A 26,225-nucleotide genomic window follows, 5' to 3' on the forward strand; every position below is an offset into this window, starting at 1 on the left:
GGCAGGGTTTACGCTTGACAGCCAAGCGCGAACCCAGTGCCGAAAAGCAGTTTTATGAGTCGCCATCACGGCCTGTGGAGTGCGTCACGACCTGTGCTGGCGCCTTGGTTCGCATCAAGGTGTCCAGCGCCTGCCCGTAACTGCGCCCGGCCAGGTTCATGCTGTTGTTATGGGTGGCGCCCGGCACCAGCAACAGCCGCTTGGGTTCCTGCGCGGCTTCAAACAATTGTTGGCTGAAACGCGGCGGCACGTACTGATCGGCCAGGCCGTGCACCACCAGCAGCGGCATATGCACGTCGGCTATCTTGTCGATGGAGTCGAATTTTTGCGACAGCAACCAACGCACCGGCAATGAGGTATTGGCCACGGCGGCGGCCGCATCTCCCAGCGAGGTGAAGGTGGATTCGATCACCAGCCCGCGCACGGGCACGGGTGTCTGCTTGCTCAACTCTGCCGCGAGGTCGATGGCCACTGCGCCCCCCAGGGAATGCCCGTAGATCAGGCGTTTGCCTGGGTCGGGTTGCAACACCTGGAAGCGTTCCCAGGCGATGCGTGCGTCTTCATACACGGTGGTTTCCGAAGGTAAATCGCCGTGGCTTTGGCCGAAGCCGCGATAGTCGATGGCCAGCACCGAGAAGCCCAGCGCGTGCAATTGCTCGATGCGAAACAGCTGGCCGGTGAGGTTCCAGCGTACGCCGTGCAAGTAGAGGATCGCCGGCGCGTCCTTGTTGTCTGCCGGATACCACCAGCCGTGAAGGTTCTGCCCCGATTTGAAACTGGCGGGCTTGATATCGAATTCCTGTACCGCCTTGGGCAGGCCGGTAAACCAACCGGCCGTGCCCGGCTCGATGCGAAACACCAGCTCGCGCTCTTTGTGTTGCAGCACGGCGCAACCCACCGGCAGGCCGACGATCAACAGCGCCATGCACAGCAGGGGAAACCAGCGCAGGCCCAGGCGAGAGAGAAAACGAGATGACATGAAGGTTCCAGGACTAAAGCGAAGCTCGGGTTTTACCAGATGGCTTCTGGTGGCAGGAATTAATTCGACAGCCGTGAATGGGGATTGCTTGCAAAGTGTTACAGCATTGAACAATGCGCACACGGGTTGTTAGGGTGGTGGGCTGAACAGGAGAGCAAACACATGGATTTCACCGGTAAAACCGCAATCGTCACCGGCGGCGCACGCGGGCTGGGCCTCAGTTATGCACGGGCACTGGCCCTTGCTGGCGCGCGTGTTGTGATCAGCGACAGTGGGGCCGACAAGGTCGGCGCAGGCACCGATGCGTCGGTGGTTCAAGCGGCTGCCGAGGCCCTGCGTGCCGAAGGGCTGACGGTGGTGGGGCATGGCGGCGACTTATCCACGGATGAAGGCTGCCGGCAACTGATCGCTGATGCCATCGAGGCATTCGGCCAGCTCGATATTCTGATCCACAACGCCGGTTGGGTGGGTTACCAGAACATTGCCGACCTCGACGCTGCGTTCCTGCAACGTGCCATGGACATCAACCTCTACGCGCCGCTTTGGTTGTGCAAGCACGCGTGGCCGCACCTGCTGCAGTCAACCGCGCCGCGTATCATCCTGACCACCAGCGACCGCGCTATGTACACGCAATACGAGCAAACCGGCCTGGTGGCCTACAGCGCTGGCAAGATGGCGCAACTGGGCATCATGAACGCACTGAGCCATGAAGGTGCTGAAGCCGGGATACGCGTCAACGCGATCTCGCCGGTGGCCAAGACGCGTATGTGGGGCGTGACCGAGGAGCCGGACGAACTCAAGCCGGACTGGGTGACGCCGGGCGTGCTGTTCCTCGCCTCGGCGCAGTGCCAGGACAGCGGCTACATCCTGCGTGCCAGCAATGGCCAATTTACCGCAACGCGGTTCACTGAAAACCCCGGGGTGGAGTACCCGCGCAATCTGGCGCGGATCAAGGCCGACAGCGCTCAAGCGGTTGCCGCCGCGTGGGAGCGCATTAAGCAAACCCCGGTGGTTGAGGCCGGGCCGGCTTGACGCTGACGATGTCGGCGCGACATGCTCCTGCGCATTTGAACAAGGGCCCGACCATGCAGAACAGTCCCGTGCGCATCACCGCCGAAGAAACCCTTTCGGACAACTGGTATCTGTTGAAAAAATACAGCTTCGACCTGCGTCGCAGGGATGGCAGCTGGCAAGCCCAGACCCGTGAGGTGTATGACCGGGGTAATGGCGCGACCATCCTGTTGTACAACCGCGAGCAGCGCACGGTGCTGTTGATCCGGCAGTTCCGCATGCCCACCTTCGTTAATGATTACCCCGGTTACTTGATCGAGGCTGCAGCCGGTTTGCTGGATAACGCCAGCCCGGAGGAACGCATTCGCCTGGAGGCCGAAGAGGAGACCGGCTACCGCGTCGGCCGTGTAGAAAAAATCTATGCGGCGTTCATGAGCCCAGGCTCGGTGACCGAGCGGATTCACTTCTTTATCGGCGAGTACCACGCGGCGGATCGGGTCGGCAGCGGCGGCGGCCTGATCGACGAGGGGGAAGATATTGAAGTGTTGGAGTTGGGCTTTGAGCACGCCTTGTCGATGGTGCAAAGCGGTGAGATTGTCGACGGCAAAACCATCATGCTGTTGCAGCACCTGGAGTTGCGCATGTTGAAAGAAGGCTGGTGACGTTTGATGCGCTGGTGTGCCTGGCTGTGTGTGCTGGTGGTGGGCAGTAGCAGCGCTGCCGACACGTTCTATACCTGGACTGACCCGGTGCCGAAAGCGCCGGGGACGCTGCTGCGCAGCGAAGCATTGACGCCGCAACAGAGTTTGGCGTCGGCTGGGCAGAACCTGCGGATTCTGTATTCCTCCACCGATGGGCTCGACACCATCACACCCATTGCGGTGTCCGGTGCGCTGTTTGTGCCCAAGGGCATACCGCCCGCGGGTGGTTGGCCGCTGATGGCGTGGGCGCATGGTACGGTCGGCAGTGCTGATCGTTGCGCGCCATCGCTGAACGCGCGCAGCCCACGGGATACACGCTACCTCAATTATTGGCTCGACCAGGGGTATGCGATTGTTGCCACCGATTATCAGGGGCTGGGTACGCCGGGGTTGCATCCTTACGGGCTGACGCGGCCGCTGGCTTATGGCGTGCTGGACAGCATCCGTGCGGTCGGCGCTGCGCAGTTCAGGTTGTCGAAACGGGTGGTGGTGTTTGGGCAATCCCAGGGCGGCCGGGCGGCGTTTGCCACGGCGGTGTCGGCCAAGGGCTACGCGCCGGAGGTGGACATTGTGGGGGTGGTGGCGACGGGGACGCCCTATGCTTCTGTGCATGCCCAGGGCAAAAGCCTGGAGCTTGAAAATGCGCGGCGTTCGGTGGTGCCGACGTTTGCCTATAACGTGTTGCGCCTGAGCACTGCCAGCTTGCTGGATTCGTCTTTTGTGCCGGCTGATTACCTGGCCGAGCAGGCGCTGCCGGCGTTCAAGGCCAGCCAGGAGGCGTGTCTGCATGCTATTGAGCAGCGAGTGGTGGCGGATGGGCTGACCTTCAATAACAGTTTCAAGCGTTCGCCCACGGGGGCGCTGGACCTCGTTAATCGTGAGTCGGCGTATCCCTCGCTGAAGACGGATATTCCGGTGTTTTTTGGCACCGGGGGCAAGGACCGTGATGTGTTTGTGCCGGGGCAGAAGGCTTTGGTGCGGGATGCGTGTAAGGCGGGGGATCGGGTTGAATGGCATTTTTATCCGGAGTTGGATCATTCCGGGGCGGTTAATGGGTCGCTGCGGGATTCGACCGGGTTTGTTCGGCGGGCGTTTGCGGGGGAGGGGATTTTGGGGAATTGTGGGGGGTGATTGGTGTGCATATCCGTTGCTGCGGTAACGGCTTCGTGGGGTTCCGCTCTTACAGCGGGTCACTTTTGGCAAACGCCCGGAATGCCGGCCCAGCCAAAGTAACCAAAAGGTCTTTGCCCCACCACTCGGTGCCTCGCCTAGGCTCGGCATGCCCTCACTCCGGCTTGAATCCGTGGGCCGCCGCGATGGGCCATCCTTGGCCCAGCGCGGCTAAACCGGCGTCCTGCCGGGTTACCCACGGATTCAAGCCTGCGTTCGGCCATCGTGGTTAACGGGGCCTGTCAGATCAAGATCAAAATCTACAGCACGGCGGCCTAGTAGCCGACCTGAGTGGTTGAAGCAAAAGCAGGGCAAAAACAGGGCAAAAGCAGATCAGAAGCAGAGCTGCTTTTCTGTGGGAGCTGGCTTGCCTGCGATGCAGACACCTCGGTACATCAGGTACACCGAGTTGATGCCTTTGCAGGCAAGCCAGCTCCCACCTTTGACCGAGTACACACATCTACCTGATGTACTGAGATCCAAAATGTGGGAGCGGGCTTGCTCGCGAATGCGGTGGGCCAGTTACAAATAAACTGACTGACACACCGCATTCGCGAGCAAGCCCGCTCCCACAATTAGACCGAGAACAGATTCAGTAAGCAGGTCGGCTGTCAGGCCGCCTTGGCTTTGCTTTTGATTCAACCACTCAGGTCGGCTACTAGGCCGCCGTGCTGTAGATCTTGATCTTGATCTTAGGCGCCCCGTTAAACCACGCTGGCCGAACGCAGGCTTTGGAGCGGGGGTAAACCGGCAGGACGCCGGTTTAGCCGCGCTGGGCCATGGATGGCCCATCGCGGCGGCCCCCGCTCCAAAGCCGGAGTGCGGGCACACCGAGCCTAAGCGAGGTGCCGAGTGGTGGGGCAAGAGCCCTTTTGGTTACTTTTGGGGCTCTTTTCCAAAAGTGACCCGCTGTAAGAGCGGAACCGATACCCGCCATCACCCAAATAACGGATATACACCCCCATTCAAACACGCAAAAAAACGCCCCGAACCAGTCGGGGCGTCAGATCGTGCGGCATTGCGGTTAGGTCTTCCATGGAGCCGCAATGGCCGTGTACTCAATCAATCAATCAATCAATCAATGGAACTGTTCTTCTTCCGTCGAGCCGGTCAGCGCAGTCACGGACGAGGTGCCGCCCTGGATCACGGTGGTCATGTCGTCGAAGTAGCCAGTGCCCACCTCCTGCTGGTGCGCCACAAAGGTGTAACCCTTGGCCGCGTCAGCGAACTCCTGCTCCTGCAGTTTCACGTAGGCAGTCATGTCGTTGCGAGCGTAGTCGTGCGCCAGGTTGAACATGCTGTGCCACATGTTGTGAATGCCGGCCAGGGTGATGAACTGGTGCTTGTAGCCCATGGCGGACAGTTCGCGCTGGAACTTGGCGATAGTCGCGTCGTCCAGGTTCTTCTTCCAGTTGAAAGAAGGCGAGCAGTTGTAGGACAGCAGTTGGTCCGGGTATTCCTTCTTGATCGCTTCAGCAAAGCGACGCGCTTCGTCCAGGTCTGGCTTGGCGGTTTCGCACCAGATCAGGTCGGCGTACGGTGCGTAGGCCAGGCCGCGAGCGATGGCCTGGTCGAGACCGGCGCGGACTTTATAGAAGCCTTCCTGGGTACGTTCGCCGGTGACGAACGGCTGGTCATACGGGTCGCAATCGGAGGTCAGCAAGTCAGCCGCGTTGGCGTCGGTACGGGCCAGGATGATGGTCGGTGTACCGGCCACGTCAGCGGCCAGGCGAGCAGCGGTCAGCTTCTGCACAGCTTCCTGGGTCGGAACCAGTACCTTGCCGCCCATGTGGCCGCATTTTTTCACTGAAGCCAGCTGGTCTTCGAAGTGCACGCCGGCAGCGCCAGCCTCGATCATGCTCTTCATCAGCTCGTAGGCGTTCAGTACGCCGCCGAAACCGGCTTCAGCGTCGGCCACGATCGGTGCGAAGTAGTCGATGTAGCCTTCGTCGCCCGGGCCTTTACCGGCTTTCCACTGGATCTGGTCGGCACGGCGGAACGAGTTGTTGATGCGCTTGACCACGGTGGGTACAGAGTCCACCGGGTACAGCGATTGGTCGGGGTACATGGATTCAGCGGAGTTGTTGTCCGCTGCCACTTGCCAGCCGGACAGGTAGATCGCCTGGATACCGGCTTTCACCTGTTGGACTGCCTGGCCGCCAGTGAGGGCGCCCATGCAGTTGACGAAATCTTTCTCGGGGCGGAAGGACGGCTTGGCACCCTGGGTGACCAGCTTCCACAGTTTCTCGGCGCCGAGTTTTGCAAAGGTGTGCTCAGGTTGAACCGAGCCACGCAGGCGGACGACGTCAGCAGCGGAATAAGCGCGAGTTACGCCTTTCCAGCGTGGGTTTTCAGCCCAGTCTTTTTCAAGGGCTGCAATTTGCTGTTCGCGTGTCAGTGCCATGGGGAAAAACCTCGTCGCGTCTTTTATGGAAAATCTACTAGGTTGAAAATTCCGTTTGCCAGCCACGTAATCAATGCGTGGTGATGGCTGCTCGCTGACCAGAAGCTTAGGCGGTCAAGTCAGGTTTGGCGGGGAAGGCGACGGGACGAACGCATTGCGAGAGGAGGAGTCGAGCAGGTAAGGGCGAACTGCGAACGGTCTTCGGGCATCGTGGGCCTTTGTACGGTTCATCAGTGTGTAGCCGGGTTACCTGGTTAGCTTCCGTCCCTCGGGACAACTTCGTTCCAGTCGCAACCTCGTCAAACACACCTTGTGGGCGGTACAGACACGAATCGGCTCAGGTGGGTAGCTTAGAGCGGCGATCCGAAGGCCCTTGCCAGGGCCCCTGATTAGCGGGAGCGAGGCCATCATGCACAGGCTTTTTTGGATCGTCAAATGTTTTGTAGTGCTTTTTTCAAAGCACTACATCTTTAGTCTAAGACGACTCATCAGTCAGTTTTCGGTGCTTCAGTTCAGGGCGTCGACCTTGACCCGCAAAGTCAGGTCATCGCGGCCCTGAGTAGAGTAGCTGCGGGTTGTAGAGGATTTATCGGCCTGGGTCTCGCGATTGATGCCGGCCAGCGGGATCCATTCACCCAAGCGGCCGCTGACAGTTGTGTCGGTACTTTGCACGTTCACTACATCGGGACGTTCCTGGCTCATGCGGTCACGGTTGGTACTGATGGCCAGGTGTACGGTCTCGCCGGTGACGCTGGCAGTGACGTAAAAGCCTTGGGTGACGTTGCGATACTGGGTCTGGTTTTGCGGGCGACCATAGGCGTCAGGCTGGGTGGTGGTCAGCGGCACGCTCTGGCCGACCTGAATCAGCGCGGGCACGCCTTCGCTGGCCTGGATCTGCTGGATGCCGCCGTCACGGCTGGCGGTGCCGTAGCTGATGATGCGGGTCTGGCTGTCGCCGCTGTTCTGCTGGTTGTTTTCATTGGTGTCGACGGTGATCAGCAGACGCTTGGCGGGCGTGTCCAGCTGCGCGAGCAGGGCGCGCAGGTCCTGGATCTTGCCAGGGTCAGCGTTAACAATAAGCTGGTTGCCGTAGGCGCTGACGGTGCCGTCCTTGCCGATGAAGTTCTGCGCCACAGGCAGCAGGTCGGCGCTGGTGCGATTGCTCAGGTTGACGACTGCGGTGTCGGCGATTGCCGAGGCGCTGGCGGTCAGGAGGAGGGCGGTGAGCAGGGTGCGTAGGGACATGTCCGTTATCTCTGCGAGTCATTTAGGCGTGATAGTGCCAGTTTGTCGGCCTGGCAGGTCGCAAGTTGAATCGTAGACGGCAAAATGCCCTGGCGTAGCAGGGCATTTTTGGGTGTTGCTGAAATTGCCTTCGCGAGCAAGCCCGCTCCCACATTCGACCGCATTCCAAAGGATCTACTCGGTCAAGTGTGGGAGCGGGCTTGCTCGCGAAGGGAGCGACTGGGTTTTGGATCAGCCCTCGCGCACCATATCGACATGCGGAATCCCGACTTCAAGAAACTCATCGCTGACAATCTTGAAACCCAGCCGCTCATAAAACGGCGCCGCATACACCTGGGCACTCAGGAACTGTTTGGTTTGGCCACGTTGCTCGGCCAGGCCAATCACGGCTTCCATCAGCTTGTCGCCGACTTTCAAGCCGCGCCAGTCCTTGAGCACCGATACGCGCCCGATCTCGCCGCTGGGCAGCAGGCGTGCGGTGCCTATCGGAAAGTCGCCTTCGAATGCCAGGAAATGCACGGCGTCCGCGTCGTCCGCGTCCCACTCAAGCTCAGGTGGAACCGATTGTTCAGCGATAAACACCGCTTCACGAATGCGCCGAATCTCGTCGATATCCTTTCGCCAGTCCGCGACACTTACGTGAATCTTATTCATCGGCAAATCCCAGGCTTCCTTGCTTGACCAGTTCGCACAGCAGATCGCGGCCATCTTCGTCCGCGAGCCATGCGCCAAGGTTTTCGCTGTGCAGTGCATCGGCCGAGCACACCAGCTTGAGCAGCTCGCGCAGTTTACCTGGCAGGTAACGGCTCTGGCCGCTGGCGAACAGCAGCACGTCGTCGTCGACTTCCGACCACGCCATGCGCGCGCTTGGGTTGCGGATCAGTATCGCGCCGCCTTCCAGGCTGTTGATAAAGTCTTCTTCGCCCAACTCTTCGCCGGCCACCAGTTCCGGGTAGCGTGGCTCGGTCATGAACTGGCCGAACCAGGTCAGCAGCATGCGCTCATCGCTCATGTGCTCGGCCAGCAGGCTTTTCAGGCGGTCGAGGGCGTCGCCCTGAATCTGATGCGGGTCGCTGACCGGTTGGGCGTCAGCGTCGGTGTAGCGCTCTTCGTCCGTCAGGTACTGGCTGAGGAAGTCGGTGAAGTGGGTCAGCACTTCAGCCGCACTTGGCGCACGGAAGCCCACCGAGTAGGTCATGCAATCATCTTCGGCAATGCCGAAGTGCGCCAGGCGCGGCGGCAGGTAAAGCATGTCGCCCGGCTCCAGCACCCATTCTTCACTTTGTTCGAATTCGGCCAGGATGCGCAGGTCCGCGTGCTGCAGCAGCGGGCTTTCGGAGTTGCACATCTGGCCGATTTTCCAGTTGCGCTTGCCTTGGGCTTGCAGCAGGAACACGTCGTAGTTATCGAAGTGCGGGCCAACGCTGCCGCCGGGTGCGGCGAAGCTGATCATCACATCGTCGATGCGCCAGCTTGGCAGGAAGCGGAAGTGCTCCAGCAGCTCGGCCACTTCCGGCACGAACTGGTCGACGGCCTGCACCAGCAGGGTCCACTCACGCTCTGGCAGGGTGCTGAAGGCATCTTCGGCGAACGGGCCGCGACGCAGTTCCCAGGGGCGCTCGCCGTGTTCGATCACCAGGCGCGATTCAACTTCTTCTTCCAGCGCCAGGCCTGCCAGTTCGTCGGCATCAATCGGGCTTTCGAAATCAGGAATGGCCTGGCGGATCAGCAGCGGTTTTTTCTGCCAATAGTCGCGCAGGAACTCGCGTGCCGTGATGCCGCCCAGAAGTTGAAGAGGAATATCAGGATTCATGTGTAACCTATTGAAAGAAAGCACTTTTAAGACAGGAATAAAAACGCCCGGCGCGGCCGGGCGTCTCAAGAGGGCTTGCGCTAAATCAGATGCGCTTGGCTTGGGCCACCGCGTTGCCGATGTAGTTGGCCGGGGTGAGCAGTTTCAGCTCGGCCTTGGCAGCGGCTGGCATGTCCAGGCCGTCGATGAAAGTTTGCAGCGCCTCGGGGCTGATGCCCTTGCCGCGCGTCAATTCTTTGAGCTTCTCGTAGGGGTTTTCGATGTTGTAGCGGCGCATCACGGTCTGGATCGGCTCGGCCAATACTTCCCAGCACGCGTCCAGGTCAGCGGCGATTTTCTGCGCGTTGAGTTCCAGCTTGCTGATGCCCTTGAGGCTGGCTTCGTACGCGATCACGCTGTGAGCGAAGCCCACGCCGAGGTTGCGCAGTACGGTGGAGTCGGTCAGGTCGCGCTGCCAGCGGGAGATCGGCAACTTGCTGGCCAGGTGCTGGAACAGGGCGTTGGCGATGCCGAGGTTGCCTTCGGAGTTTTCGAAGTCAATCGGGTTGACCTTGTGCGGCATGGTCGACGAACCGATCTCACCGGCAATGGTGCGCTGCTTGAAGTAGCCCAGGGAGATGTAGCCCCAGATATCGCGATCAAAGTCGATCAGGATGGTGTTGAAGCGCGCAATGGCGTCGAACAGCTCGGCAATGTAGTCGTGCGGTTCGATCTGCGTGGTGTACGGGTTGAAGCCCAGGCCCAGCTCGTCTTCGATGAAGGCGCGGGCGTTTTCTTCCCAGTCGATTTCCGGGTAGGCCGAGAGGTGGGCGTTGTAGTTGCCCACGGCGCCGTTGATCTTGCCCAGCAGCGGTACGGCGGCGACTTGAGCGATCTGGCGCTCCAGGCGGTACACCACGTTGGCCAGTTCTTTACCCAGCGTGGTCGGCGAGGCCGGCTGACCGTGGGTGCGCGACAGCATCGGCACGTCGGCGAAACGGATGGCCAGTTCGCGAATGGCGTTGGCGGTCTGGCGCATCAGCGGCAGCATCACGTCATCACGGCCTTCGCGCAGCATCAGGGCGTGGGACAGGTTGTTGATGTCCTCGCTGGTGCAGGCAAAGTGGATGAACTCGCTGACCTTGGCCAGTTCCGGCAGCTTGGCCGCTTGCTCTTTGAGCAGGTATTCGATGGCTTTAACGTCGTGGTTGGTGGTGCGCTCGATCTCTTTCACACGCTCGGCGTGCTCCAGGGAGAAGTTTTCCGCCAGGCTGTTCAATACAGCGTTGGCTTCGGCGGAAAACGCCGGCACTTCGCTGATGGCAGAGTGGGCGGCGAGGCGCTGGAGCCAGCGCACTTCAACCAGGACACGCGCACGGATCAAGCCGTATTCGCTGAAAATAGGGCGCAGGGCCTGGGTTTTGCCGGCGTAGCGGCCGTCAACAGGGGAAACCGCAGTGAGCGAAGAAAGCTGCATGGGGTGTTCTCGGACAGTCGGGCAACGAAATGGGGCGCGTATCATACATGAAAAAATCCGCCGGTCCGTTGCCAACTGACCGGCGTATTACGCGTGAGGCGATAAACAATCAGGTTGCTGCGACTTATTCGTTGCGCATCAACGGGTAAAGCTCTTTGAGCAATTTGCGTCGGCTGATCACTAACTGCCAGCGATGACCGCCCAACTGGCGCCACAACCGCGCCGAACGAATACCGGCCAGGAGCAGGGCGCGGATTTTCGAGGCGTTGTTCGGTTGTTGCAGGTTGCGCATGTCGCCGTGCACCTGAATGCGCTGGCGCAAGGTGCTCAAGGTGTCCTGGTACAGCGCGCCACAGGCGGCGATCACGTTTTCGTGGGCCGGGCCGAAGTGTTCCACCTGGGATTGGATCTGCGGCAGGCGCTTGCCGATGGTTTCGAGCATGTCGTCACGCTTGGCCAGCTGGCGCTCAAGGCCGAGCATCGACAGGGCGTAGCGCAAGGGCTCACGCTGCAGAGTGCTGGGGTCGCGCTCCAGGGCGCCAATCAGCGCGCGATAACCTTCACGCAACGCCAGATCGTCGCCACCGTAGACCTCCAAGGTGTCCTTGGGGTCGCGGATCAGCAGGCTGCCGAGCATGCAGGTCAGGCCTGCCTCGGTGACCTGGCCAGTCTTGGCGATCTTGTCTACGAGCACCGCAGCGAGGAAAACCCCGCCCAGTGCGGTCAATTGCTCCTGGGTCGGGCTCATGCCGGGTTGCTCCAGGCTTCGGCGACTTCAATCACACCGCCACCCAGGCAAATTTCGCCGTCATAGAACACCACGGACTGGCCGGGTGTGACCGCGCGTTGCGGGTCATCAAAGGTGGCGCGATAGCCGTTGGCGGTTTTTTCCAGGGTGCAGGGCTGGTCGCTCTGGCGATAGCGCACTTTGGCGGTCAGGCGGCGCGGGGTGCTCAGGTCGATTGGGTTGACCCAATAGATCTCGGAGGCGAGCAGGGCGCCGGAAAACAGCAACGGGTGTTCATTGCCCTGGCCAACGATCAGCACGTTGTTCTCAAGATCCTTGACCAGCACGTACCACGGCTCTTCACCGGCGTCTTTCAAACCGCCGATGCCCAGGCCCTGGCGCTGGCCAATGGTGTGGTACATCAGGCCGTGGTGGCGGCCAATGACCTCACCTTCGGTGGTTTTGATTTCGCCCGGTTGTGCCGGCAGGTACTGCTTGAGGAAATCGCTGAAGCGGCGCTCGCCGATAAAGCAGATCCCAGTGGAGTCCTTTTTCTTGGCGGTGGCCAGGCCGTGCTGCTCGGCAATCTTGCGCACTTCGGGTTTTTCCAGCTCGCCCACCGGGAACAGGGTCTTGGCGATCTGTTCGCCGCCGACGGCGTGCAGGAAGTAGCTCTGGTCCTTGTTCGGGTCCAGGCCTTTGAGCAGCTCTGTGCGGCCATCAACGTCGCGACGGCGCACGTAGTGGCCGGTGGCGATGAGGTCGGCACCCAGGATCATGGCGTAGTCGAGGAACGCCTTGAACTTGATTTCGCGGTTACACAGGATGTCCGGGTTCGGCGTGCGGCCGGCCTTGTATTCGGCCAGGAAGTGCTCGAACACGTTGTCCCAGTACTCGGCGGCGAAGTTGGCGGTGTGCAGCTTGATACCGATCTTGTCACACACGGCCTGGGCGTCCGCCAGGTCGTCCATGGCGGTGCAATATTCCGTTCCATCGTCTTCTTCCCAGTTCTTCATGAACAGGCCTTCCACCTCATAACCCTGCTCCATGAGCAGAACGGCGGAAACGGAAGAATCCACGCCGCCGGACATGCCGACGATGACGCGCTTCTTTTGTGTGTCAGAAGGGGCTGGATCACGCATAGGGTTTCAACGGGTGTCTTGAAAAAGGACGCGATTCTAGCAGGCTCGCGCCCGCAAGGCTAAAGAGAAGGGCGGATCAATTCGAGACTGTGGCGCTGGCCGGCCAGATAATCATCGATACAGCGGATGATCAGCTCGCTGCGCCAGTCGTCGCGCAGGGCCATCAGCTCGTCACGGGTCAGCCAGCGGGCGCGGACGATGCCGTCGTCGAGCTGATAGTCCGGGTGGTGTTTCAAGGCCCTGGCGGTGAAGCACACGCGCTGATAGGTCACGCCATTGCTGGGCGCGGTGTACAGGTAGATCCCGACAATGCCGGTGGCTTCGACGTCCCAGCCGGTTTCTTCGAGGGTTTCGCGCATGGCGGCTTCGGTCAGGGTTTCGTTCGGGTCCAGGTGGCCGGCAGGCTGATTGAGCACGGCGCGGCCGCCTTTGAGCTCTTCGACCATCAGGAAGCGGCCGTTGTCTTCGACGATAGTGGCGACGGTGATGTGGGGTTGCCAGGTCATAAAACGGCCTCGATCAAGTGTGCAGGAATTTTACTGTCGGCACCGGTCAGTGTGGGAGCGGGCTTGCTCGCGAATGCGGTGGGTCAGATTATGCATCGGGCGACTGGTACACCGCATTCGCGAGCAAGCCCGCTCCCACATTTTTATCCGGTTGTTTCAGAAAAAAAACGCTGGGCACAAACAGAAGCCCCGGCACGGGGCCGGGGCTTCTTTGCATCCTTACAACCTTACTTCAACTTGGCAATGGCCGCGTTGAGGGTGTTGCTTGGACGCATGGCTTTGCTGGTCAGCTCTGGGCTCGGCGCGTAGTAGCCGCCGATGTCCACTGGCTTGCCCTGTACGGCGTTCAGCTCGGCAACGATGGTCGCCTCGTTGTCGCTCAGGGTTTTGGCCAGTTCGCCGAACTGCGCTTGCAGTGCAGTGTCTTCGGTCTGGGCGGCCAGGGCTTGAGCCCAGTACAGCGCCAGGTAGAAGTGGCTGCCGCGGTTGTCGATGTTGCCAACTTTGCGCGATGGCGACTTGTTGTTGTCAAGGAACTGGCCGGTGGCCTGGTCCAGGGTCTTGGAGAGTACCAGGGCTTTCGGGTTGTTGTACGTCACACCCAAATGCTCAAGGGAGGCCGCCAGGGCCAGGAACTCGCCCAGGGAATCCCAGCGCAGGAAGTTTTCTTCAACCAGTTGCTGCACGTGCTTGGGAGCCGAACCGCCGGCGCCGGTTTCGAACAGGCCGCCGCCATTCATCAGCGGCACAATCGACAGCATCTTGGCGCTGGTGCCCAGTTCCATGATCGGGAACAGGTCGGTCAGGTAGTCGCGCAATACGTTACCGGTCACCGAGATGGTGTCCAGGCCCTTGCGGGTGCGCTCCAGGGTGAACTTCATCGCGTCGACCGGCGACATGATGCGGATGTCCAGGCCGTCGGTGTTGTGGTCTTTGAGGTAGGCTTGAACCTTCTCGACTACCACGCCGTCGTGCGCGCGCTGTGGGTCCAGCCAGAAGATGGCCGGGGTGTTGCTGGCGCGGGCACGATTGACGGCCAGTTTGACCCAGTCCTGGATCGGCGCGTCTTGGGTCTGGCACATGCGGAAGATGTCGCCGGCTTCAACAGCCTGTTCCATCAGCAGGTTGCCCTTGCTGTCGGTGACGCGGACAACGCCGTCAGCCTTGATCTGGAAGGTCTTGTCGTGGGAGCCGTACTCTTCGGCTTTCTTCGCCATCAGGCCAACGTTTGGCACGCTGCCCATGGTGGTTGGGTCGAAAGCGCCATTGGCCTTGCAGTCTTCGATGACGGCTTGGTAGATGGTGGCGTAGCAGCGATCCGGGATCACCGCCTTGGTGTCGTGCAGCTGGCCGTCGGTGCCCCACATTTTGCCGGAGTCACGGATCATGGCCGGCATCGAGGCGTCGACAATAACGTCGCTCGGCACGTGCAGGTTGGTGATGCCTTTGTCGGAGTTGACCATCGCCAGCGATGGGCGAGCGGCGTAGACCGCTTGAATGTCAGCTTCGATTTGCGCCTGTTGCTCGGCAGGCAGGGCCTTGATGCGAGCGTACAGGTCGCCGATGCCGTTGTTCAGGTTGAAGCCGATCTGCGCAAGCAACGGGGCGTGCTTGGCCAGGGCGTCTTTATAGAACTCGGCAACGATCTGGCCGAACATGATCGGGTCGGAGACCTTCATCATGGTGGCTTTGAGGTGAACCGACAGCAGCACGCCTTGTTTCTTGGCGTCTTCGATTTCAGCGGCGATGAAGCTGCGCAGGGCTTTTTTGCTCAGCACGGCGGTGTCGATGATTTCGCCGGCCTGTAGCGAGGTCTTTTCTTTCAAGACGGTCGCGGTGCCGTCTTTGGCGATCAGCTCGATCTTCACCGCGTCAGCGGCTTCGATCTGTACGGCTTTTTCGCTGCCGTAGAAGTCGCCGTTGCTCATGTGCGCGATGTGCGACTTGGAGTCAGCTGCCCAGGCGCCCATTTTGTGCGGGTGCTTGCGCGCATAGTTCTTGACCGACAGCGGTGCGCGGCGGTCGGAGTTGCCTTCGCGCAGTACCGGGTTCACGGCGCTGCCCTTGACCTTGTCGTAACGTGCACGGGTTTCTTTTTCCGCGTCGGTGGTTACGGTTTCCGGGTAGTCCGGCAGGGCGTAGCCCTGGGCCTGCAGTTCCTTGATCGCCGCTTGCAGCTGCGGCGTCGAGGCGCTGATGTTAGGCAGCTTGATGATGTTGGCTTCAGGCGTAACGGCCAGGTCGCCCAGTTCGGCGAGGTGGTCCGGGATAGCCTTGGCGCCCAGTTGCTCGGGGAAGCTTGCGAGGATGCGCGCGGCGAGGGAAATGTCGCGGGTTTCCACAGCAATATCAGCGGAAGCGGTGAAGGCCTCTACGATAGGCAGCAGTGAATAGGTGGCGAGGGCTGGGGCTTCGTCGGTGAAGGTGTAGATGATCTTCGAGCGGGTGGGCATATTCGGATTAACTCTCTTCTTTGCTGAAAGCGTGCGCAGAAACTCGAGATGCGCCGGGTGGAGCGCGTTCGTTCAAAGTCATCCATGAGCGAAATGTCGAGGTTTCTTCGCGGTGATGTTGGGTTGCATCAGTCGAGCGTCAAGCGGGTGGACTATTGTAGTAGTCCTGCTTTCTGGCGGAGGGCATCGTTCTAGAGCGGTCCACCGTCGTGACTCTTGGGTCAGCGGCGGCATTATACATAGGTCGCTATGCTTACGCCGAGCCTTCATACAAAAGGTGTGTCGTCCATTGGTCTAAAGGTCGCAGGTTGCCAGGTGCGACCAAAGTCGCACGATATGCTCAAGATTGGCGATTTTGCCGTTTCTTTCAGGCTTGTAGGCGACAAATTATGCTGTTTTCGAGGCAAATGAGCGGGGCGCGAGGTTTCAGTCGCCTTTTATCTGGAGTAGGCTCGAACGCAGCCAGATGTTCAATCCATAGATGGAGTTCAGCATGGGATACAAGAAGATTCAGGTTCCGGCAGTCGGCGACAAAATCACCGTCAATGCAGACCATTCTCTCAATGTTCCTGATCAACCGATCATCCCTTATATAGAAGGTGACGGTATTGGCGTCGACATCAGCCCGGTGATGATCAAGGTAGTCGACGCAGCTGTTGAAAAGGCTTATGGCGGCAAGCGCAAAATCTCCTGGATGGAGGTGTATGCCGGCGAGAAAGCAACTCAAGTTTACGACCAGGACACCTGGCTGCCCCAGGAAACCCTGGATGCGGTCAAGGACTACGTGGTTTCCATCAAAGGCCCGTTGACGACCCCGGTCGGTGGTGGCATTCGTTCGTTGAACGTGGCGCTGCGCCAACAGCTCGACCTGTATGTGTGCCTGCGCCCGGTGCGGTGGTTTGAAGGTGTGCCCAGCCCGGTCAAGAAGCCCGGCGATGTTGACATGACTATTTTCCGTGAGAACTCCGAGGATATTTACGCCGGTATCGAATGGAAAGCCGGTTCGCCGGAGGCGATCAAGGTCATCAAGTTCTTGAAAGAAGAAATGGGTGTCACCAAAATCCGCTTCGATCAGGACTGCGGGATTGGCATCAAGCCAGTTTCCAAAGAGGGCACCGAGCGCCTGGCGCGCAAAGCCCTGCAATATGTAGTGGATAACGACCGTGATTCGCTGACCATCGTGCACAAAGGCAACATCATGAAGTTCACCGAGGGTGCCTTCAAAGAATGGGCCTACGGCATCGCCGAGAAAGAGTTTGGCGCGACCCTGCTCGACGGCGGCCCATGGATGCAGTTCAAAAACCCGAAAACCGGCAAGAATGTGGTGGTCAAGGACGCAATTGCCGACGCCATGCTTCAGCAAATCCTGCTGCGTCCGGCTGAGTATGATGTGATCGCTACGCTCAACCTTAACGGTGACTACCTTTCCGACGCCCTGGCGGCGGAGGTGGGCGGTATCGGTATTGCACCGGGGGCCAACCTGTCGGACACCGTGGCCATGTTCGAAGCCACCCACGGCACTGCGCCCAAGTATGCCGGCAAGGATCAGGTCAACCCGGGTTCATTGATTCTGTCGGCAGAAATGATGCTGCGGCACATGGGCTGGACGGAAGCGGCTGACTTGATTATCAAGGGCACCAATGGCGCCATTTCGGCCAAGACCGTGACCTATGACTTCGAGCGCTTGATGGAGGGCGCCAAGTTGGTGTCGTCCTCGGGCTTTGGCGATGCGTTGATTTCGCATATGTGAGTCTGAGGCTATAAAAAAACCGGCGGCTCTGATGAATCAGGCCGCCGGTTTTTTAGTTGTTCAAGCGCTGATCAGGCCGTTTGTTTCTTTTTTGATTGAGTAGGTTGATCAGTCTTGAGCCCCTTGTCGTGAGTGTCGTCGTGGGCTTTTCTAAGTTCAGCCACGCATGCTGCGCAGATGGCGACAGCGTGGAGGCCTTTGGGGCCCTGAACGATGTCGAACTGTACGGCTTGGCCCGCTTTCAGCGTCTTGTACCCCTCCATGGTGATCGCTGAGTAATGCGCGAAGAGGTCTTCGGTCTTACCGTCTTCATTGATAAAGCCATACCCTTTGGCATTGTTGAACCATTTGACCTTTCCGATCTTGACGCCAGACATAACCATATCCCTCTGCACCAGACTCCATCACTGGAGTATCATCCAGTTTATCCGTCCTAACCCGAATAAATAAGGTTGACTGCGCGGACCTTTTTTACCCACTGTGGGCTCTATTGGTTGTAACACCGATTCGCCGATAGTCAAGGCGACCGTATAGTCAGAGTTGAAATTCTGACAGGTCGCCCCCACCACTGTATTTGAACCACTGACGAACCTTTCTTTCCATGCATGCAAACAGCCAGATTCGACTAACATTCAATCAGGATCGCCCGGATCAGGAACATGATGACGACGGTTCTGCAGGCATTGCTGTTCAGGAGGCGAAGCCTGCCTTACAGGCGCCGCCGATGTACAAGGTGGTTTTGTTCAATGATGACTACACACCGATGGATTTCGTGGTCGAAGTACTCGAGGTGTTTTTTAACCTGAACCGCGAGTTGGCGACCAAGGTAATGCTGGCCGTTCACACAGAAGGACGGGCAGTATGTGGAGTGTTTACCCGTGACATCGCCGAGACAAAGGCAATGCAGGTCAACCAGTACGCCAGGGAAAGCCAGCATCCGCTACTCTGTGAAATCGAGAAGGACGGTTAACGCCGACCACTTGGGTATGAGGTGAAGCTATGTTAAACCGCGAGCTCGAAGTCACCCTCAATCTTGCCTTCAAGGAGGCCCGTTCGAAGCGTCATGAATTCATGACCGTCGAACACCTGCTGCTGGCACTTTTGGATAACGAAGCTGCCGCCACCGTTCTACGTGCGTGCGGCGCCAACCTCGACAAACTCAAGCATGACCTGCAGGAGTTTATCGACTCCACAACGCCACTGATCCCCGTGCATGACGAGGACCGCGAAACCCAGCCAACCCTGGGCTTCCAGCGGGTATTGCAGCGCGCTGTTTTCCATGTACAGAGCTCCGGTAAGCGTGAAGTCACAGGCGCCAATGTGCTTGTGGCGATCTTCAGCGAACAGGAAAGCCAGGCGGTGTTCCTGCTGAAACAGCAGAGCGTTGCCCGTATTGATGTCGTCAACTACATCGCCCACGGTATCTCCAAAGTGCCTGGGCACGGCGATCATTCCGAGGGTGAGCAGGATATGCAGGACGACGAGGGCGGTGAGTCTTCTTCTTCGGGCAATCCACTGGATGCCTATGCCAGCAACCTCAATGAACTGGCGCGCCAGGGGCGGATCGATCCGCTGGTGGGGCGTGAGCTTGAGGTTGAGCGTGTAGCGCAGATCCTCGCGCGTCGTCGCAAGAACAATCCGTTGCTGGTGGGTGAGGCGGGTGTGGGTAAAACCGCGATCGCTGAAGGCCTGGCCAAGCGCATTGTCGATAACCAGGTGCCTGACCTGCTGGCCAACAGCGTTGTCTACTCCCTGGACCTGGGCGCGTTGCTCGCCGGGACCAAGTACCGTGGCGATTTCGAGAAGCGCTTCAAAGCGCTGCTCGGCGAGCTGAAAAAACGCCCGCAGGCGATCCTGTTTATTGATGAAATCCACACCATTATTGGTGCCGGTGCGGCATCCGGTGGGGTGATGGATGCCTCGAACCTGCTCAAGCCGCTGCTGTCCTCGGGTGATATCCGCTGCATCGGTTCGACCACGTTCCAGGAATTCCGTGGCATTTTCGAGAAAGACCGTGCCTTGGCACGCCGCTTCCAGAAAGTCGACGTGTCCGAGCCTTCGGTTGAAGACACCATCGGCATCCTGCGCGGTCTCAAGGGGCGTTTCGAAGCGCACCACGGCATCGAGTACACCGATGAGGCGCTGCGTGCCGCTGCTGAGCTGGCGTCGCGTTACATCAATGACCGGCACATGCCGGACAAGGCTATCGACGTGATCGACGAGGCGGGTGCCTACCAGCGCCTGCAGCCGGTTGAGAAACGTGTGAAGCGCATCGACGTGCCTCAAGTCGAGGACATCGTGGCGAAGATCGCGCGGATTCCGCCAAAACACGTCAACAGTTCCGACAAGGAGCTGCTGCGTAACCTGGAGCGCGACCTCAAGCTCACCGTGTTCGGTCAGGATGCTGCCATCGATGCGCTGTCCACCGCGATCAAGTTGTCGCGCGCGGGCCTCAAGTCGCCGGACAAGCCTGTCGGTTCGTTCCTGTTCGCAGGCCCGACCGGCGTCGGCAAGACCGAAGCGGCGCGGCAGTTGGCCAAGGCCATGGGGATCGAATTGGTACGCTTCGACATGTCCGAATACATGGAGCGCCACACCGTGTCGCGCCTGATCGGTGCGCCTCCGGGCTATGTCGGGTTCGACCAGGGCGGCCTGTTGACCGAGGCGATCACCAAACAGCCGCACTGCGTATTGCTCCTCGATGAAATCGAGAAGGCCCACCCGGAAGTCTTCAACCTGCTGCTGCAGGTCATGGACCACGGCACCCTGACCGACAACAACGGGCGCAAGGCGGACTTTCGCAACGTGATCGTGATCATGACCACCAACGCCGGCGCCGAAACCGCCGCGCGGGCTTCGATCGGCTTTACGCATCAGGATCACTCTTCCGATGCGATGGAAGTGATCAAGAAAAGCTTCACGCCGGAGTTCCGCAACCGTCTGGACACCATTATCCAATTTGGTCGCCTCAGCCATGAGGTTATCAAAAGCGTGGTGGACAAGTTCCTTACCGAGCTTCAAGCGCAGTTGGAAGACAAGCGCGTGCAGCTGGATGTGACGGAAGCGGCGCGCAGTTGGATCGCCGAAGGTGGCTACGACGCGGCAATGGGCGCTCGCCCAATGGCGCGTCTGATTCAGGACAAGATCAAGCGGCCGCTGGCCGAAGAGATCCTGTTCGGCGAGCTTTCCGACCATGGCGGTGTGGTGCACATCGACCTGAAGGACGGCGAGCTGACCTTCGAGTTCGAAACCACGGCAGAAATGGCCTGATAGCGAACTGCAACACAGCAAAAAGGCGCCGAAAGGCGCCTTTTTGCTGTCTGTCCCAGGCACCGAAGATCAAATGTGGGAGCGGGCTTGCTCGCGAAGGCGGCCGATCAGTTGACTCATCTGTAACGGGCACACCGCCTTCGCGAGCAAGCCCGCTCCCACAGGATTTTGTGGTGTCAGGTAAACAGCGCACACACAAAAACGCCCGGCATAACCGGGCGTTTTGTATTGACTTGATTAACGAGCGCGGTAAGTGATGCGCCCTTTGCTCAAGTCATAGGGCGTCAGCTCGACGCGCACTTTGTCGCCGGTAAGAATACGAATGTAGTTCTTGCGCATCTTGCCGGAGATATGCGCGGTTACGACGTGCCCATTTTCCAACTCCACACGAAACATGGTGTTGGGCAGGGTGTCGACGACAGTGCCTTCCATTTCGAAGCTGTCTTCTTTCGACATGCAGTAAAGCCCTCGGTATCCAGTGAATGGCCCGGTGCAACTGCGCCAGGCAAAAGCGGCGTGCATTGTGCCCGAAAAAGGGTGTTTAAGCCAAGGGGTTCTAGTTAAGCGTTACCCATCTTTGATTAATCAGTAGCTCAATGGGCCGATATTGGGTCTTGTAGTTCATCTTTTTGCAGTTTTTGATCCAGTATCCGAGGTACACCGCTTCCAGTTCCTGGCGCAGGGCTTCGCCGATTTGCCACAGGATCGCAAAGCGTCCCAGGCTGCGGCGTTCTTCGGCCGGCTCATAGAAGGTGTACACCGCCGACAGGCCGTTGGGCAGCAAGTCGGTCACAGCGACCGCCAGCAGGCGCCCGTCCAGGCGGAACTCGTAGAAACGCGAAAAGGGCAGGTCGCGCACCAGGAACGTCGAAAACTGATCGCGGCTGGGCGGGAACATGTCGCCGTCGGCATGACGTTGCTCGATGTAGCGCTGGTAGAGGTCGAAATATTCTTCGCTGAAGTGCGGCTTGGTGGCGGTGATCGTCAGGTCTGCATTGCGCTTGAGGATGCGTTTCTGGTTGCGGTCCGGCAAAAATTGCGCAGCCGGGATGCGCGCCGGCACGCACGCATTGCAGTTCTGGCAATGGGGGCGGTACAGGTGATCGCCGCTGCGCCGAAACCCCATCTCCGACAGGTCGGCATACACGTGCACGTCCATTGGCTGGCTGGGGTCGAGGAACAGCGTGGTGGCCTGCTCGTCGGGCAGATAGCTGCAAGAGTGGGCTTGAGTGGCATAAAACTTCAAGCGCGCCAGCTCGGTCATGATCAACCCTCGGGGTAAGCTTTGAAATAAGTGTAAGCCAGGTGCGAGGAAGTCGCCTAGGAAACCCACGGTCCAGAGCTGGGTTGGTCCAAATGGTTGTGCAGGAAGCCAGCAAAGTCGCTGCGCGGTATGGCGCGGGCACCGAGGCTGTGCAGGTGGTCATTGGGCATTTGGCAGTCAATCAGCACAAAACCCCAGGCCTGCAGCTGCCGAGTCAGCGTGGCGAAGCCGAATTTTGAAGCGTTATCGGCGCGGCTGAACATCGACTCGCCAAAGAACAATTGGCCCATCGCCAGGCCATACAGGCCGCCGACCAGTTCTCCCTGGTCCCACACCTCCACGGAATGCGCGTAACCGCGCTGGTGCAGCGCCAGGTAGGCGCTTTGGATGCCTTCGGTGATCCAGGTGCCATCGGCATAGCTGCGTGGCGCGGCGCACGCTTGGATGACGGCGGCGAAGTCCTGGTCAAAGGTCACGGTGTAACGCTGCTGGCGCAACAATTTGCCGAGACTGCGCGAGATGTGCAGCTCGTCGGGAAATATCACCGTGCGCGGGTCCGGTGACCACCAGAGGATGGGCTGGCCTTCGGAAAACCACGGAAAGCAGCCGTGTCGGTAGGCCTGGATCAGTCGTTCGGCCGACAAGTCGCCACCGGCGGCAAGCAGGCCATTGGGTTCGCGCATGGCCTTGGCCAGCGGCGGAAAAGTCAGGGAATCGCGTTGCAACCAGGTCAGCATGGCATCCAGGCTTACGGAAGGGGAGGGCAGTGGCAGGTAGGTCGCCTGCCGCAAGAGAGATGATTATTGTCGACGCAGCGCTGTGGGGCCAGCCCGAATCGGACATCGGCCCGGATTAGCGTGAGCGCGTGTTGCTGCAACTCTACCCCTTGGGCGCGGTCGTAATCGGGTCTGGCGCATGCAGGCCATTTGCCAAGCTTGCCTGGATTGCTAAAAACAGCTCATAAGCCTTTGTCAGCAAAGACAATGCATGCTCAAATTGAACATGCTGTGACACTTGAATTGTCTATGCTGTGCGGTGATGGGCAAGGGCGTGGCATCGTGGGCGCAAACCCGTACAATGCGGCCATTATGGCGTTATCGCCATTTCGCCCGAATATCACCGGGTGTTAAACGTAGATTCACCGATAGTGGTTAATTTTCAGCTGCTCGGATTGGGCAGTATTGCAGTCATTCAACAGATGGACGCGCTAAAGGCGCAGGAAAAGACCCGTTTTGAAGAAATCCGCCGCAACACCTAAAGCAGCAGTCGTGCCGGCCTGGCGCCAGCACCTGCACTACCGACTCAAGGAAGGCGCACTGATCGCCATCGGCGCGCTGTGCCTGTTCCTGATGATGGCCTTGCTCACCTATGGCAAGGACGATCCAGGCTGGAGCCACAACAGCAAGATCGAAGACGTGCAGAACTTCGGCGGCCCCGCCGGTTCCTACAGCGCCGACATCCTGTTTATGGTGTTGGGTTACTTCGCGTATATCTTCCCGCTGCTGCTGGCGATCAAGACCTGGCAGATCTTCCGCCAGCGTCACGAGCCGTGGCAGTGGAGCGGCTGGCTGTTCTCCTGGCGCTTGATCGGCCTGGTGTTCCTGGTGCTGTCCGGCGCCGCGTTGGCACATATTCACTTCCATGCACCCACCGGCCTGCCGGCGGGCGCGGGCGGTGCGCTGGGCGAAAGCCTCGGCGATCTGGCGCGCAAGACCCTGAACATCCAGGGCAGCACCTTGATGTTTATCGCATTGTTCCTGTTCGGCCTCACGGTGTTCACCGACCTGTCGTGGTTCAAGGTGATGGACGTGACCGGCAAGATCACCCTCGACCTGCTCGAATTGTTCCAGGGCGCCGCCAACCGCTGGTGGTCGGCCCGCGTTGATCGCAAACGCATGGTTGCGCAGCTGCGCGAGGTGGATACCCGCGTCAATGAGGTGGTAGCCCCGACCACCCCGGACCGGCGCGAGCAGGCCAAGGTCAAGGAACGCCTGATCGAACGCGAGCAGGCCCTGAGCAAGCACATGTCGGACCGCGAGAAGCAGGTGCCGCCAGTGATCGCCCCGGCGCCGCCCAAGGCGCCCGAGCCGAGCCATCGCGTGCAAAAAGAGAAACAGGCGCCGTTGTTTGTCGACAGCGCCGTGGAAGGCACCTTGCCGCCGATCTCGATTCTCGACCCGGCCGAAAAGAAACAACTCAATTATTCCCCGGAGTCCCTGGCGGCTGTCGGCCATCTGCTGGAAATCAAGCTCAAGGAATTCGGCGTCGAAGTCTCCGTGGATTCGATCCACCCAGGCCCGGTGATTACCCGTTACGAAATCCAGCCGGCTGCCGGCGTCAAGGTCAGCCGCATCTCCAACCTGGCGAAAGACTTGGCGCGTTCCCTGGCCGTGACCAGTGTACGTGTGGTGGAAGTGATCCCCGGCAAGACCACCGTGGGCATCGAGATTCCCAACGAAGACCGCCAGATCGTGCGCTTCTCCGAAGTGCTGTCGACGCCGGAATACGACAACTTCAAATCGCCGGTCACCCTGGCCCTGGGCCACGACATCGGCGGCAAGCCAGTGATCACCGACCTGGCGAAGATGCCGCACTTGCTGGTAGCCGGTACGACCGGTTCCGGTAAGTCCGTGGGCGTGAACGCGATGATCCTGTCGATCCTGTTCAAGTCCGGCCCCGATGACGCCAAGCTGATCATGATCGACCCGAAGATGTTGGAACTGTCGATCTACGAAGGCATTCCGCACCTGCTGTGCCCGGTGGTCACCGACATGAAGGACGCCGCCAACGCCTTGCGCTGGAGCGTGGCCGAGATGGAGCGCCGCTACAAGCTGATGGCGAAGATGGGCGTACGTAACTTGTCGGGCTTCAACGCCAAGGTCAAGGAAGCCCAGGACGCCGGCACGCCGCTGACCGATCCGCTGTACAAGCGCGAAAGCATCCACGACGAAGCGCCGCTGTTGGTCAAGCTGCCGACCATTGTGGTGGTGGTCGACGAATTTGCCGACATGATGATGATCGTCGGCAAGAAGGTTGAAGAGCTGATCGCGCGTATCGCCCAGAAGGCGCGTGCGGCCGGTATCCACTTGATCCTGGCCACCCAGCGGCCATCGGTGGACGTGATCACCGGCTTGATCAAGGCCAACATTCCTACGCGCATGGCGTTCCAGGTCTCCAGCAAGATTGACTCGCGCACCATCATTGACCAGGGCGGCGCCGAACAGCTGCTGGGCCACGGTGACATGCTCTACATGCCACCGGGCACCAGCCTGCCGATCCGGGTTCACGGCGCGTTTGTTTCCGATGACGAAGTACACCGCGTGGTGGAAGCCTGGAAACTGCGCGGCGCACCGGAATACAACGACGATATCCTCGCCGGTGTCGAAGAGGCCGGCAGCGGCTTCGACGGTGGCAGCAGCGGTGGCGACGATGACGCCGAAACCGACGCGCTGTACGACGAAGCCGTGGCCTTCGTGCTGGAAAGCCGCCGTGCCTCGATCTCTGCGGTGCAGCGCAAACTGAAAATCGGCTACAACCGCGCCGCCCGCATGATCGAATCCATGGAAAACGCCGGCGTCGTGACCGCAATGAACACCAACGGTTCGCGCGAAGTCATCGCCCCCGGGCAGATGCGCGACTGATCTCGTGCCGCGTGGCAGCACGCGGCACGCCCTAACGACTCAATGAGGACTCCCATGCGTCTTATCCGCATGCTGTTGTTGCCGGCACTGGCCCTGACCGCCGTTTCGGCTCACGCTGACCCGGCCTCTGTGGCCAGCCTGACCAACCTGTTGGACAAATCCAAGACCCTGACCGCGCGCTTCTCCCAGCTGACCCTGGATGGCGGTGGCACCCGGTTGCAGGAAACCGCCGGTGAAATGGCCGTGCAGCGCCCAGGCCTGTTCTATTGGAAGACCGACGCGCCGAACGAACAGACCATCGTTTCCGACGGCCAGAAAGTCACCCTGTGGGACCCGGACCTGGAGCAGGCGACCATCAAGAAGCTTGACCCGCGTTTGAACCAGACCCCGGCGCTGCTGCTGTCGGGCGATGTGTCGAAGATCAGCGACAGCTTTGATATCACCTCCAAGCAAACCAGCAACGTGATTGAGTTCACCCTCAAGCCCAAATCCAAGGACACGCTGTTCGACAGCCTGCAATTGTCGTTCGGCAACGGCGTGATCAATAACATGCGCCTGATCGACAGTGTTGGTCAGCGCACCGACATCCTGTTCTCCGCAGTCAAGGCCAACGGTGCTGTGGATGCCTCCAAGTTCAAGTTCGTCATCCCCAAGGGTGCCGACGTGATCCAGGAATAAACTGCTCAGAGGTTT

The 26,225-nt window shown here is 59.7% G+C and carries 22 protein-coding genes; 8 read left to right on the forward strand and 14 right to left on the reverse strand.

The genetic code is table 11. The annotated features are described in order from the left end of the window. Positions 1 to 52: 52 nt before the first annotated feature. Positions 53 to 979 carry an alpha/beta hydrolase gene (locus ACA065_RS11900; RefSeq protein WP_497694675.1) on the reverse strand — a complete coding sequence of 309 codons (927 nt, stop codon included), beginning with the start codon at positions 977 to 979 and terminating at the stop codon, positions 53 to 55. Positions 980 to 1,141: 162 nt separating this feature from the next. Here ACA065_RS11900 and ACA065_RS11905 point away from each other — a divergent pair, with 162 nt between their 5' ends. The 3 genes from ACA065_RS11905 to ACA065_RS11915 are packed head-to-tail and all read left to right on the forward strand — an operon-like array spanning position 1,142 to position 3,822. Continuing rightward, a complete protein-coding gene (locus tag ACA065_RS11905; protein ID WP_497694676.1) occupies positions 1,142 to 2,011 on the forward strand; it encodes an SDR family NAD(P)-dependent oxidoreductase in 870 nt (289 codons plus the stop codon). Between the two features lie 53 nt (positions 2,012 to 2,064). Continuing rightward, positions 2,065 to 2,652 carry an NUDIX domain-containing protein gene (locus ACA065_RS11910; protein ID WP_497694677.1) on the forward strand — a complete coding sequence of 196 codons (588 nt, stop codon included), beginning with the start codon at positions 2,065 to 2,067 and terminating at the stop codon, positions 2,650 to 2,652. Positions 2,653 to 2,658: 6 nt separating this feature from the next. Continuing rightward, the gene (locus tag ACA065_RS11915; protein ID WP_497694678.1) at positions 2,659 to 3,822 is read left to right on the forward strand and encodes a lipase family protein; all 1,164 of its coding nucleotides are present in this window, start codon (positions 2,659 to 2,661) and stop codon (positions 3,820 to 3,822) included. A 1,117-nt stretch (positions 3,823 to 4,939) separates the two neighbouring features. Here the strand turns inward: ACA065_RS11915 and aceA are convergent. The 9 genes from aceA to ACA065_RS11960 all read right to left on the reverse strand — a co-directional run bounded on the left by aceA (position 4,940) and on the right by ACA065_RS11960 (position 15,607). After that, positions 4,940 to 6,265, reverse strand: coding sequence for an isocitrate lyase (aceA, locus tag ACA065_RS11920; protein WP_003219577.1), 1,326 nt, complete (start codon positions 6,263 to 6,265; stop codon positions 4,940 to 4,942). A 507-nt stretch (positions 6,266 to 6,772) separates the two neighbouring features. Beyond that, a complete protein-coding gene (locus ACA065_RS11925) occupies positions 6,773 to 7,510 on the reverse strand; it encodes a secretin N-terminal domain-containing protein (RefSeq protein WP_497694679.1) in 738 nt (245 codons plus the stop codon). A 231-nt stretch (positions 7,511 to 7,741) separates the two neighbouring features. Beyond that, positions 7,742 to 8,164 (reverse strand): GNAT family N-acetyltransferase, encoded by a 423-nt coding sequence (locus ACA065_RS11930; protein WP_145164686.1) that lies wholly within the window; start codon positions 8,162 to 8,164, stop codon positions 7,742 to 7,744. Then, complete coding sequence (locus ACA065_RS11935) at positions 8,157 to 9,323, reverse strand: ribosomal protein uL16 3-hydroxylase (RefSeq protein ID WP_497694680.1); 1,167 nt, start codon at positions 9,321 to 9,323, stop codon at positions 8,157 to 8,159. The genes ACA065_RS11930 and ACA065_RS11935 overlap by 8 nt, the downstream gene beginning before the upstream one ends. Positions 9,324 to 9,408: 85 nt before the next feature. After that, on the reverse strand, positions 9,409 to 10,779 hold the full coding sequence (gene purB / locus ACA065_RS11940) for an adenylosuccinate lyase (RefSeq protein WP_497694681.1): 1,371 nt from the start codon (positions 10,777 to 10,779) through the stop codon (positions 9,409 to 9,411). A 124-nt stretch (positions 10,780 to 10,903) separates the two neighbouring features. Then, complete coding sequence (hflD, locus tag ACA065_RS11945; protein ID WP_046068637.1) at positions 10,904 to 11,527, reverse strand: high frequency lysogenization protein HflD; 624 nt, start codon at positions 11,525 to 11,527, stop codon at positions 10,904 to 10,906. Beyond that, complete coding sequence (gene mnmA / locus ACA065_RS11950) at positions 11,524 to 12,648, reverse strand: tRNA 2-thiouridine(34) synthase MnmA (protein WP_497694682.1); 1,125 nt, start codon at positions 12,646 to 12,648, stop codon at positions 11,524 to 11,526. Before mnmA ends, hflD begins: the two co-directional genes overlap by 4 nt. 59 nt (positions 12,649 to 12,707) lie before the next feature. Next, positions 12,708 to 13,154, reverse strand: coding sequence for an NUDIX hydrolase (locus tag ACA065_RS11955; protein WP_497694683.1), 447 nt, complete (start codon positions 13,152 to 13,154; stop codon positions 12,708 to 12,710). A 227-nt stretch (positions 13,155 to 13,381) separates the two neighbouring features. Next, a complete protein-coding gene (locus ACA065_RS11960; RefSeq protein WP_497694684.1) occupies positions 13,382 to 15,607 on the reverse strand; it encodes an NADP-dependent isocitrate dehydrogenase in 2,226 nt (741 codons plus the stop codon). Positions 15,608 to 16,100: 493 nt separating this feature from the next. On the opposite strand from ACA065_RS11960, the gene icd reads away from it, so the two are divergent. After that, positions 16,101 to 17,357, forward strand: coding sequence for an NADP-dependent isocitrate dehydrogenase (icd, locus tag ACA065_RS11965; protein WP_065931181.1), 1,257 nt, complete (start codon positions 16,101 to 16,103; stop codon positions 17,355 to 17,357). 71 nt (positions 17,358 to 17,428) lie between these two features. On the opposite strand, the gene cspD is transcribed toward icd, so the two are convergent. Then, positions 17,429 to 17,734, reverse strand: a complete 306-nt coding sequence (cspD, locus tag ACA065_RS11970; RefSeq protein ID WP_497694685.1) for a cold shock domain-containing protein CspD — start codon at positions 17,732 to 17,734, stop codon at positions 17,429 to 17,431. Positions 17,735 to 17,958: 224 nt separating this feature from the next. Here cspD and clpS point away from each other — a divergent pair, with 224 nt between their 5' ends. Both clpS and clpA read left to right on the forward strand, forming a co-directional pair. After that, entirely contained in the window at positions 17,959 to 18,327 is a 369-nt protein-coding gene (gene clpS / locus ACA065_RS11975) for an ATP-dependent Clp protease adapter ClpS (RefSeq protein ID WP_005789091.1), read from the forward strand. Positions 18,328 to 18,356: 29 nt separating this feature from the next. After that, entirely contained in the window at positions 18,357 to 20,627 is a 2,271-nt protein-coding gene (gene clpA / locus ACA065_RS11980) for an ATP-dependent Clp protease ATP-binding subunit ClpA (protein ID WP_034120239.1), read from the forward strand. Positions 20,628 to 20,864: 237 nt separating this feature from the next. Here the strand turns inward: clpA and infA are convergent, their stop codons facing one another. The 3 genes from infA to aat all read right to left on the reverse strand — a co-directional run bounded on the left by infA (position 20,865) and on the right by aat (position 22,628). Beyond that, complete coding sequence (infA, locus tag ACA065_RS11985; RefSeq protein ID WP_002553999.1) at positions 20,865 to 21,083, reverse strand: translation initiation factor IF-1; 219 nt, start codon at positions 21,081 to 21,083, stop codon at positions 20,865 to 20,867. A gap of 100 nt (positions 21,084 to 21,183) precedes the next feature. After that, positions 21,184 to 21,891, reverse strand: coding sequence for an arginyltransferase (locus ACA065_RS11990; protein ID WP_448651843.1), 708 nt, complete (start codon positions 21,889 to 21,891; stop codon positions 21,184 to 21,186). A 56-nt stretch (positions 21,892 to 21,947) separates the two neighbouring features. After that, on the reverse strand, positions 21,948 to 22,628 hold the full coding sequence (gene aat, locus ACA065_RS11995; RefSeq protein WP_497694686.1) for a leucyl/phenylalanyl-tRNA--protein transferase: 681 nt from the start codon (positions 22,626 to 22,628) through the stop codon (positions 21,948 to 21,950). Between the two features lie 495 nt (positions 22,629 to 23,123). Here aat and ACA065_RS12000 point away from each other — a divergent pair, with 495 nt between their 5' ends. Continuing rightward, entirely contained in the window at positions 23,124 to 25,532 is a 2,409-nt protein-coding gene (locus ACA065_RS12000) for a DNA translocase FtsK (RefSeq protein ID WP_497694687.1), read from the forward strand. A gap of 54 nt (positions 25,533 to 25,586) precedes the next feature. Continuing rightward, positions 25,587 to 26,210 (forward strand): outer membrane lipoprotein periplasmic chaperone LolA, encoded by a 624-nt coding sequence (lolA, locus tag ACA065_RS12005; RefSeq protein WP_497694688.1) that lies wholly within the window; start codon positions 25,587 to 25,589, stop codon positions 26,208 to 26,210. Positions 26,211 to 26,225: the final 15 nt, after the last annotated feature.

Source organism: Pseudomonas sp. LBUM1640, from assembly GCF_059716225.1.

Excerpts from the sequence above, each read along its gene's own strand:
- ACA065_RS11900 (WP_497694675.1), bottom strand. The coding sequence starts at position 979 with ATGTCATCTCGTTTTCTCTCTCGCCTGGGCCTGCGCTGGTTTCCCCTG.
- ACA065_RS11905 (WP_497694676.1), top strand. The coding sequence starts at position 1,142 with ATGGATTTCACCGGTAAAACCGCAATCGTCACCGGCGGCGCACGCGGG.
- ACA065_RS11910 (WP_497694677.1), top strand. The coding sequence starts at position 2,065 with ATGCAGAACAGTCCCGTGCGCATCACCGCCGAAGAAACCCTTTCGGAC.
- ACA065_RS11915 (WP_497694678.1), top strand. The coding sequence starts at position 2,659 with ATGCGCTGGTGTGCCTGGCTGTGTGTGCTGGTGGTGGGCAGTAGCAGC.
- aceA (WP_003219577.1), bottom strand. The coding sequence starts at position 6,265 with ATGGCACTGACACGCGAACAGCAAATTGCAGCCCTTGAAAAAGACTGG.
- ACA065_RS11925 (WP_497694679.1), bottom strand. The coding sequence starts at position 7,510 with ATGTCCCTACGCACCCTGCTCACCGCCCTCCTCCTGACCGCCAGCGCC.
- ACA065_RS11930 (WP_145164686.1), bottom strand. The coding sequence starts at position 8,164 with ATGAATAAGATTCACGTAAGTGTCGCGGACTGGCGAAAGGATATCGAC.
- ACA065_RS11935 (WP_497694680.1), bottom strand. The coding sequence starts at position 9,323 with ATGAATCCTGATATTCCTCTTCAACTTCTGGGCGGCATCACGGCACGC.
- purB (WP_497694681.1), bottom strand. The coding sequence starts at position 10,779 with ATGCAGCTTTCTTCGCTCACTGCGGTTTCCCCTGTTGACGGCCGCTAC.
- hflD (WP_046068637.1), bottom strand. The coding sequence starts at position 11,527 with ATGAGCCCGACCCAGGAGCAATTGACCGCACTGGGCGGGGTTTTCCTC.
- mnmA (WP_497694682.1), bottom strand. The coding sequence starts at position 12,648 with ATGCGTGATCCAGCCCCTTCTGACACACAAAAGAAGCGCGTCATCGTC.
- ACA065_RS11955 (WP_497694683.1), bottom strand. The coding sequence starts at position 13,154 with ATGACCTGGCAACCCCACATCACCGTCGCCACTATCGTCGAAGACAAC.
- ACA065_RS11960 (WP_497694684.1), bottom strand. The coding sequence starts at position 15,607 with ATGCCCACCCGCTCGAAGATCATCTACACCTTCACCGACGAAGCCCCA.
- icd (WP_065931181.1), top strand. The coding sequence starts at position 16,101 with ATGGGATACAAGAAGATTCAGGTTCCGGCAGTCGGCGACAAAATCACC.
- cspD (WP_497694685.1), bottom strand. The coding sequence starts at position 17,734 with ATGTCTGGCGTCAAGATCGGAAAGGTCAAATGGTTCAACAATGCCAAA.
- clpS (WP_005789091.1), top strand. The coding sequence starts at position 17,959 with ATGCATGCAAACAGCCAGATTCGACTAACATTCAATCAGGATCGCCCG.
- clpA (WP_034120239.1), top strand. The coding sequence starts at position 18,357 with ATGTTAAACCGCGAGCTCGAAGTCACCCTCAATCTTGCCTTCAAGGAG.
- infA (WP_002553999.1), bottom strand. The coding sequence starts at position 21,083 with ATGTCGAAAGAAGACAGCTTCGAAATGGAAGGCACTGTCGTCGACACC.
- ACA065_RS11990 (WP_448651843.1), bottom strand. The coding sequence starts at position 21,891 with ATGACCGAGCTGGCGCGCTTGAAGTTTTATGCCACTCAAGCCCACTCT.
- aat (WP_497694686.1), bottom strand. The coding sequence starts at position 22,628 with ATGCTGACCTGGTTGCAACGCGATTCCCTGACTTTTCCGCCGCTGGCC.
- lolA (WP_497694688.1), top strand. The coding sequence starts at position 25,587 with ATGCGTCTTATCCGCATGCTGTTGTTGCCGGCACTGGCCCTGACCGCC.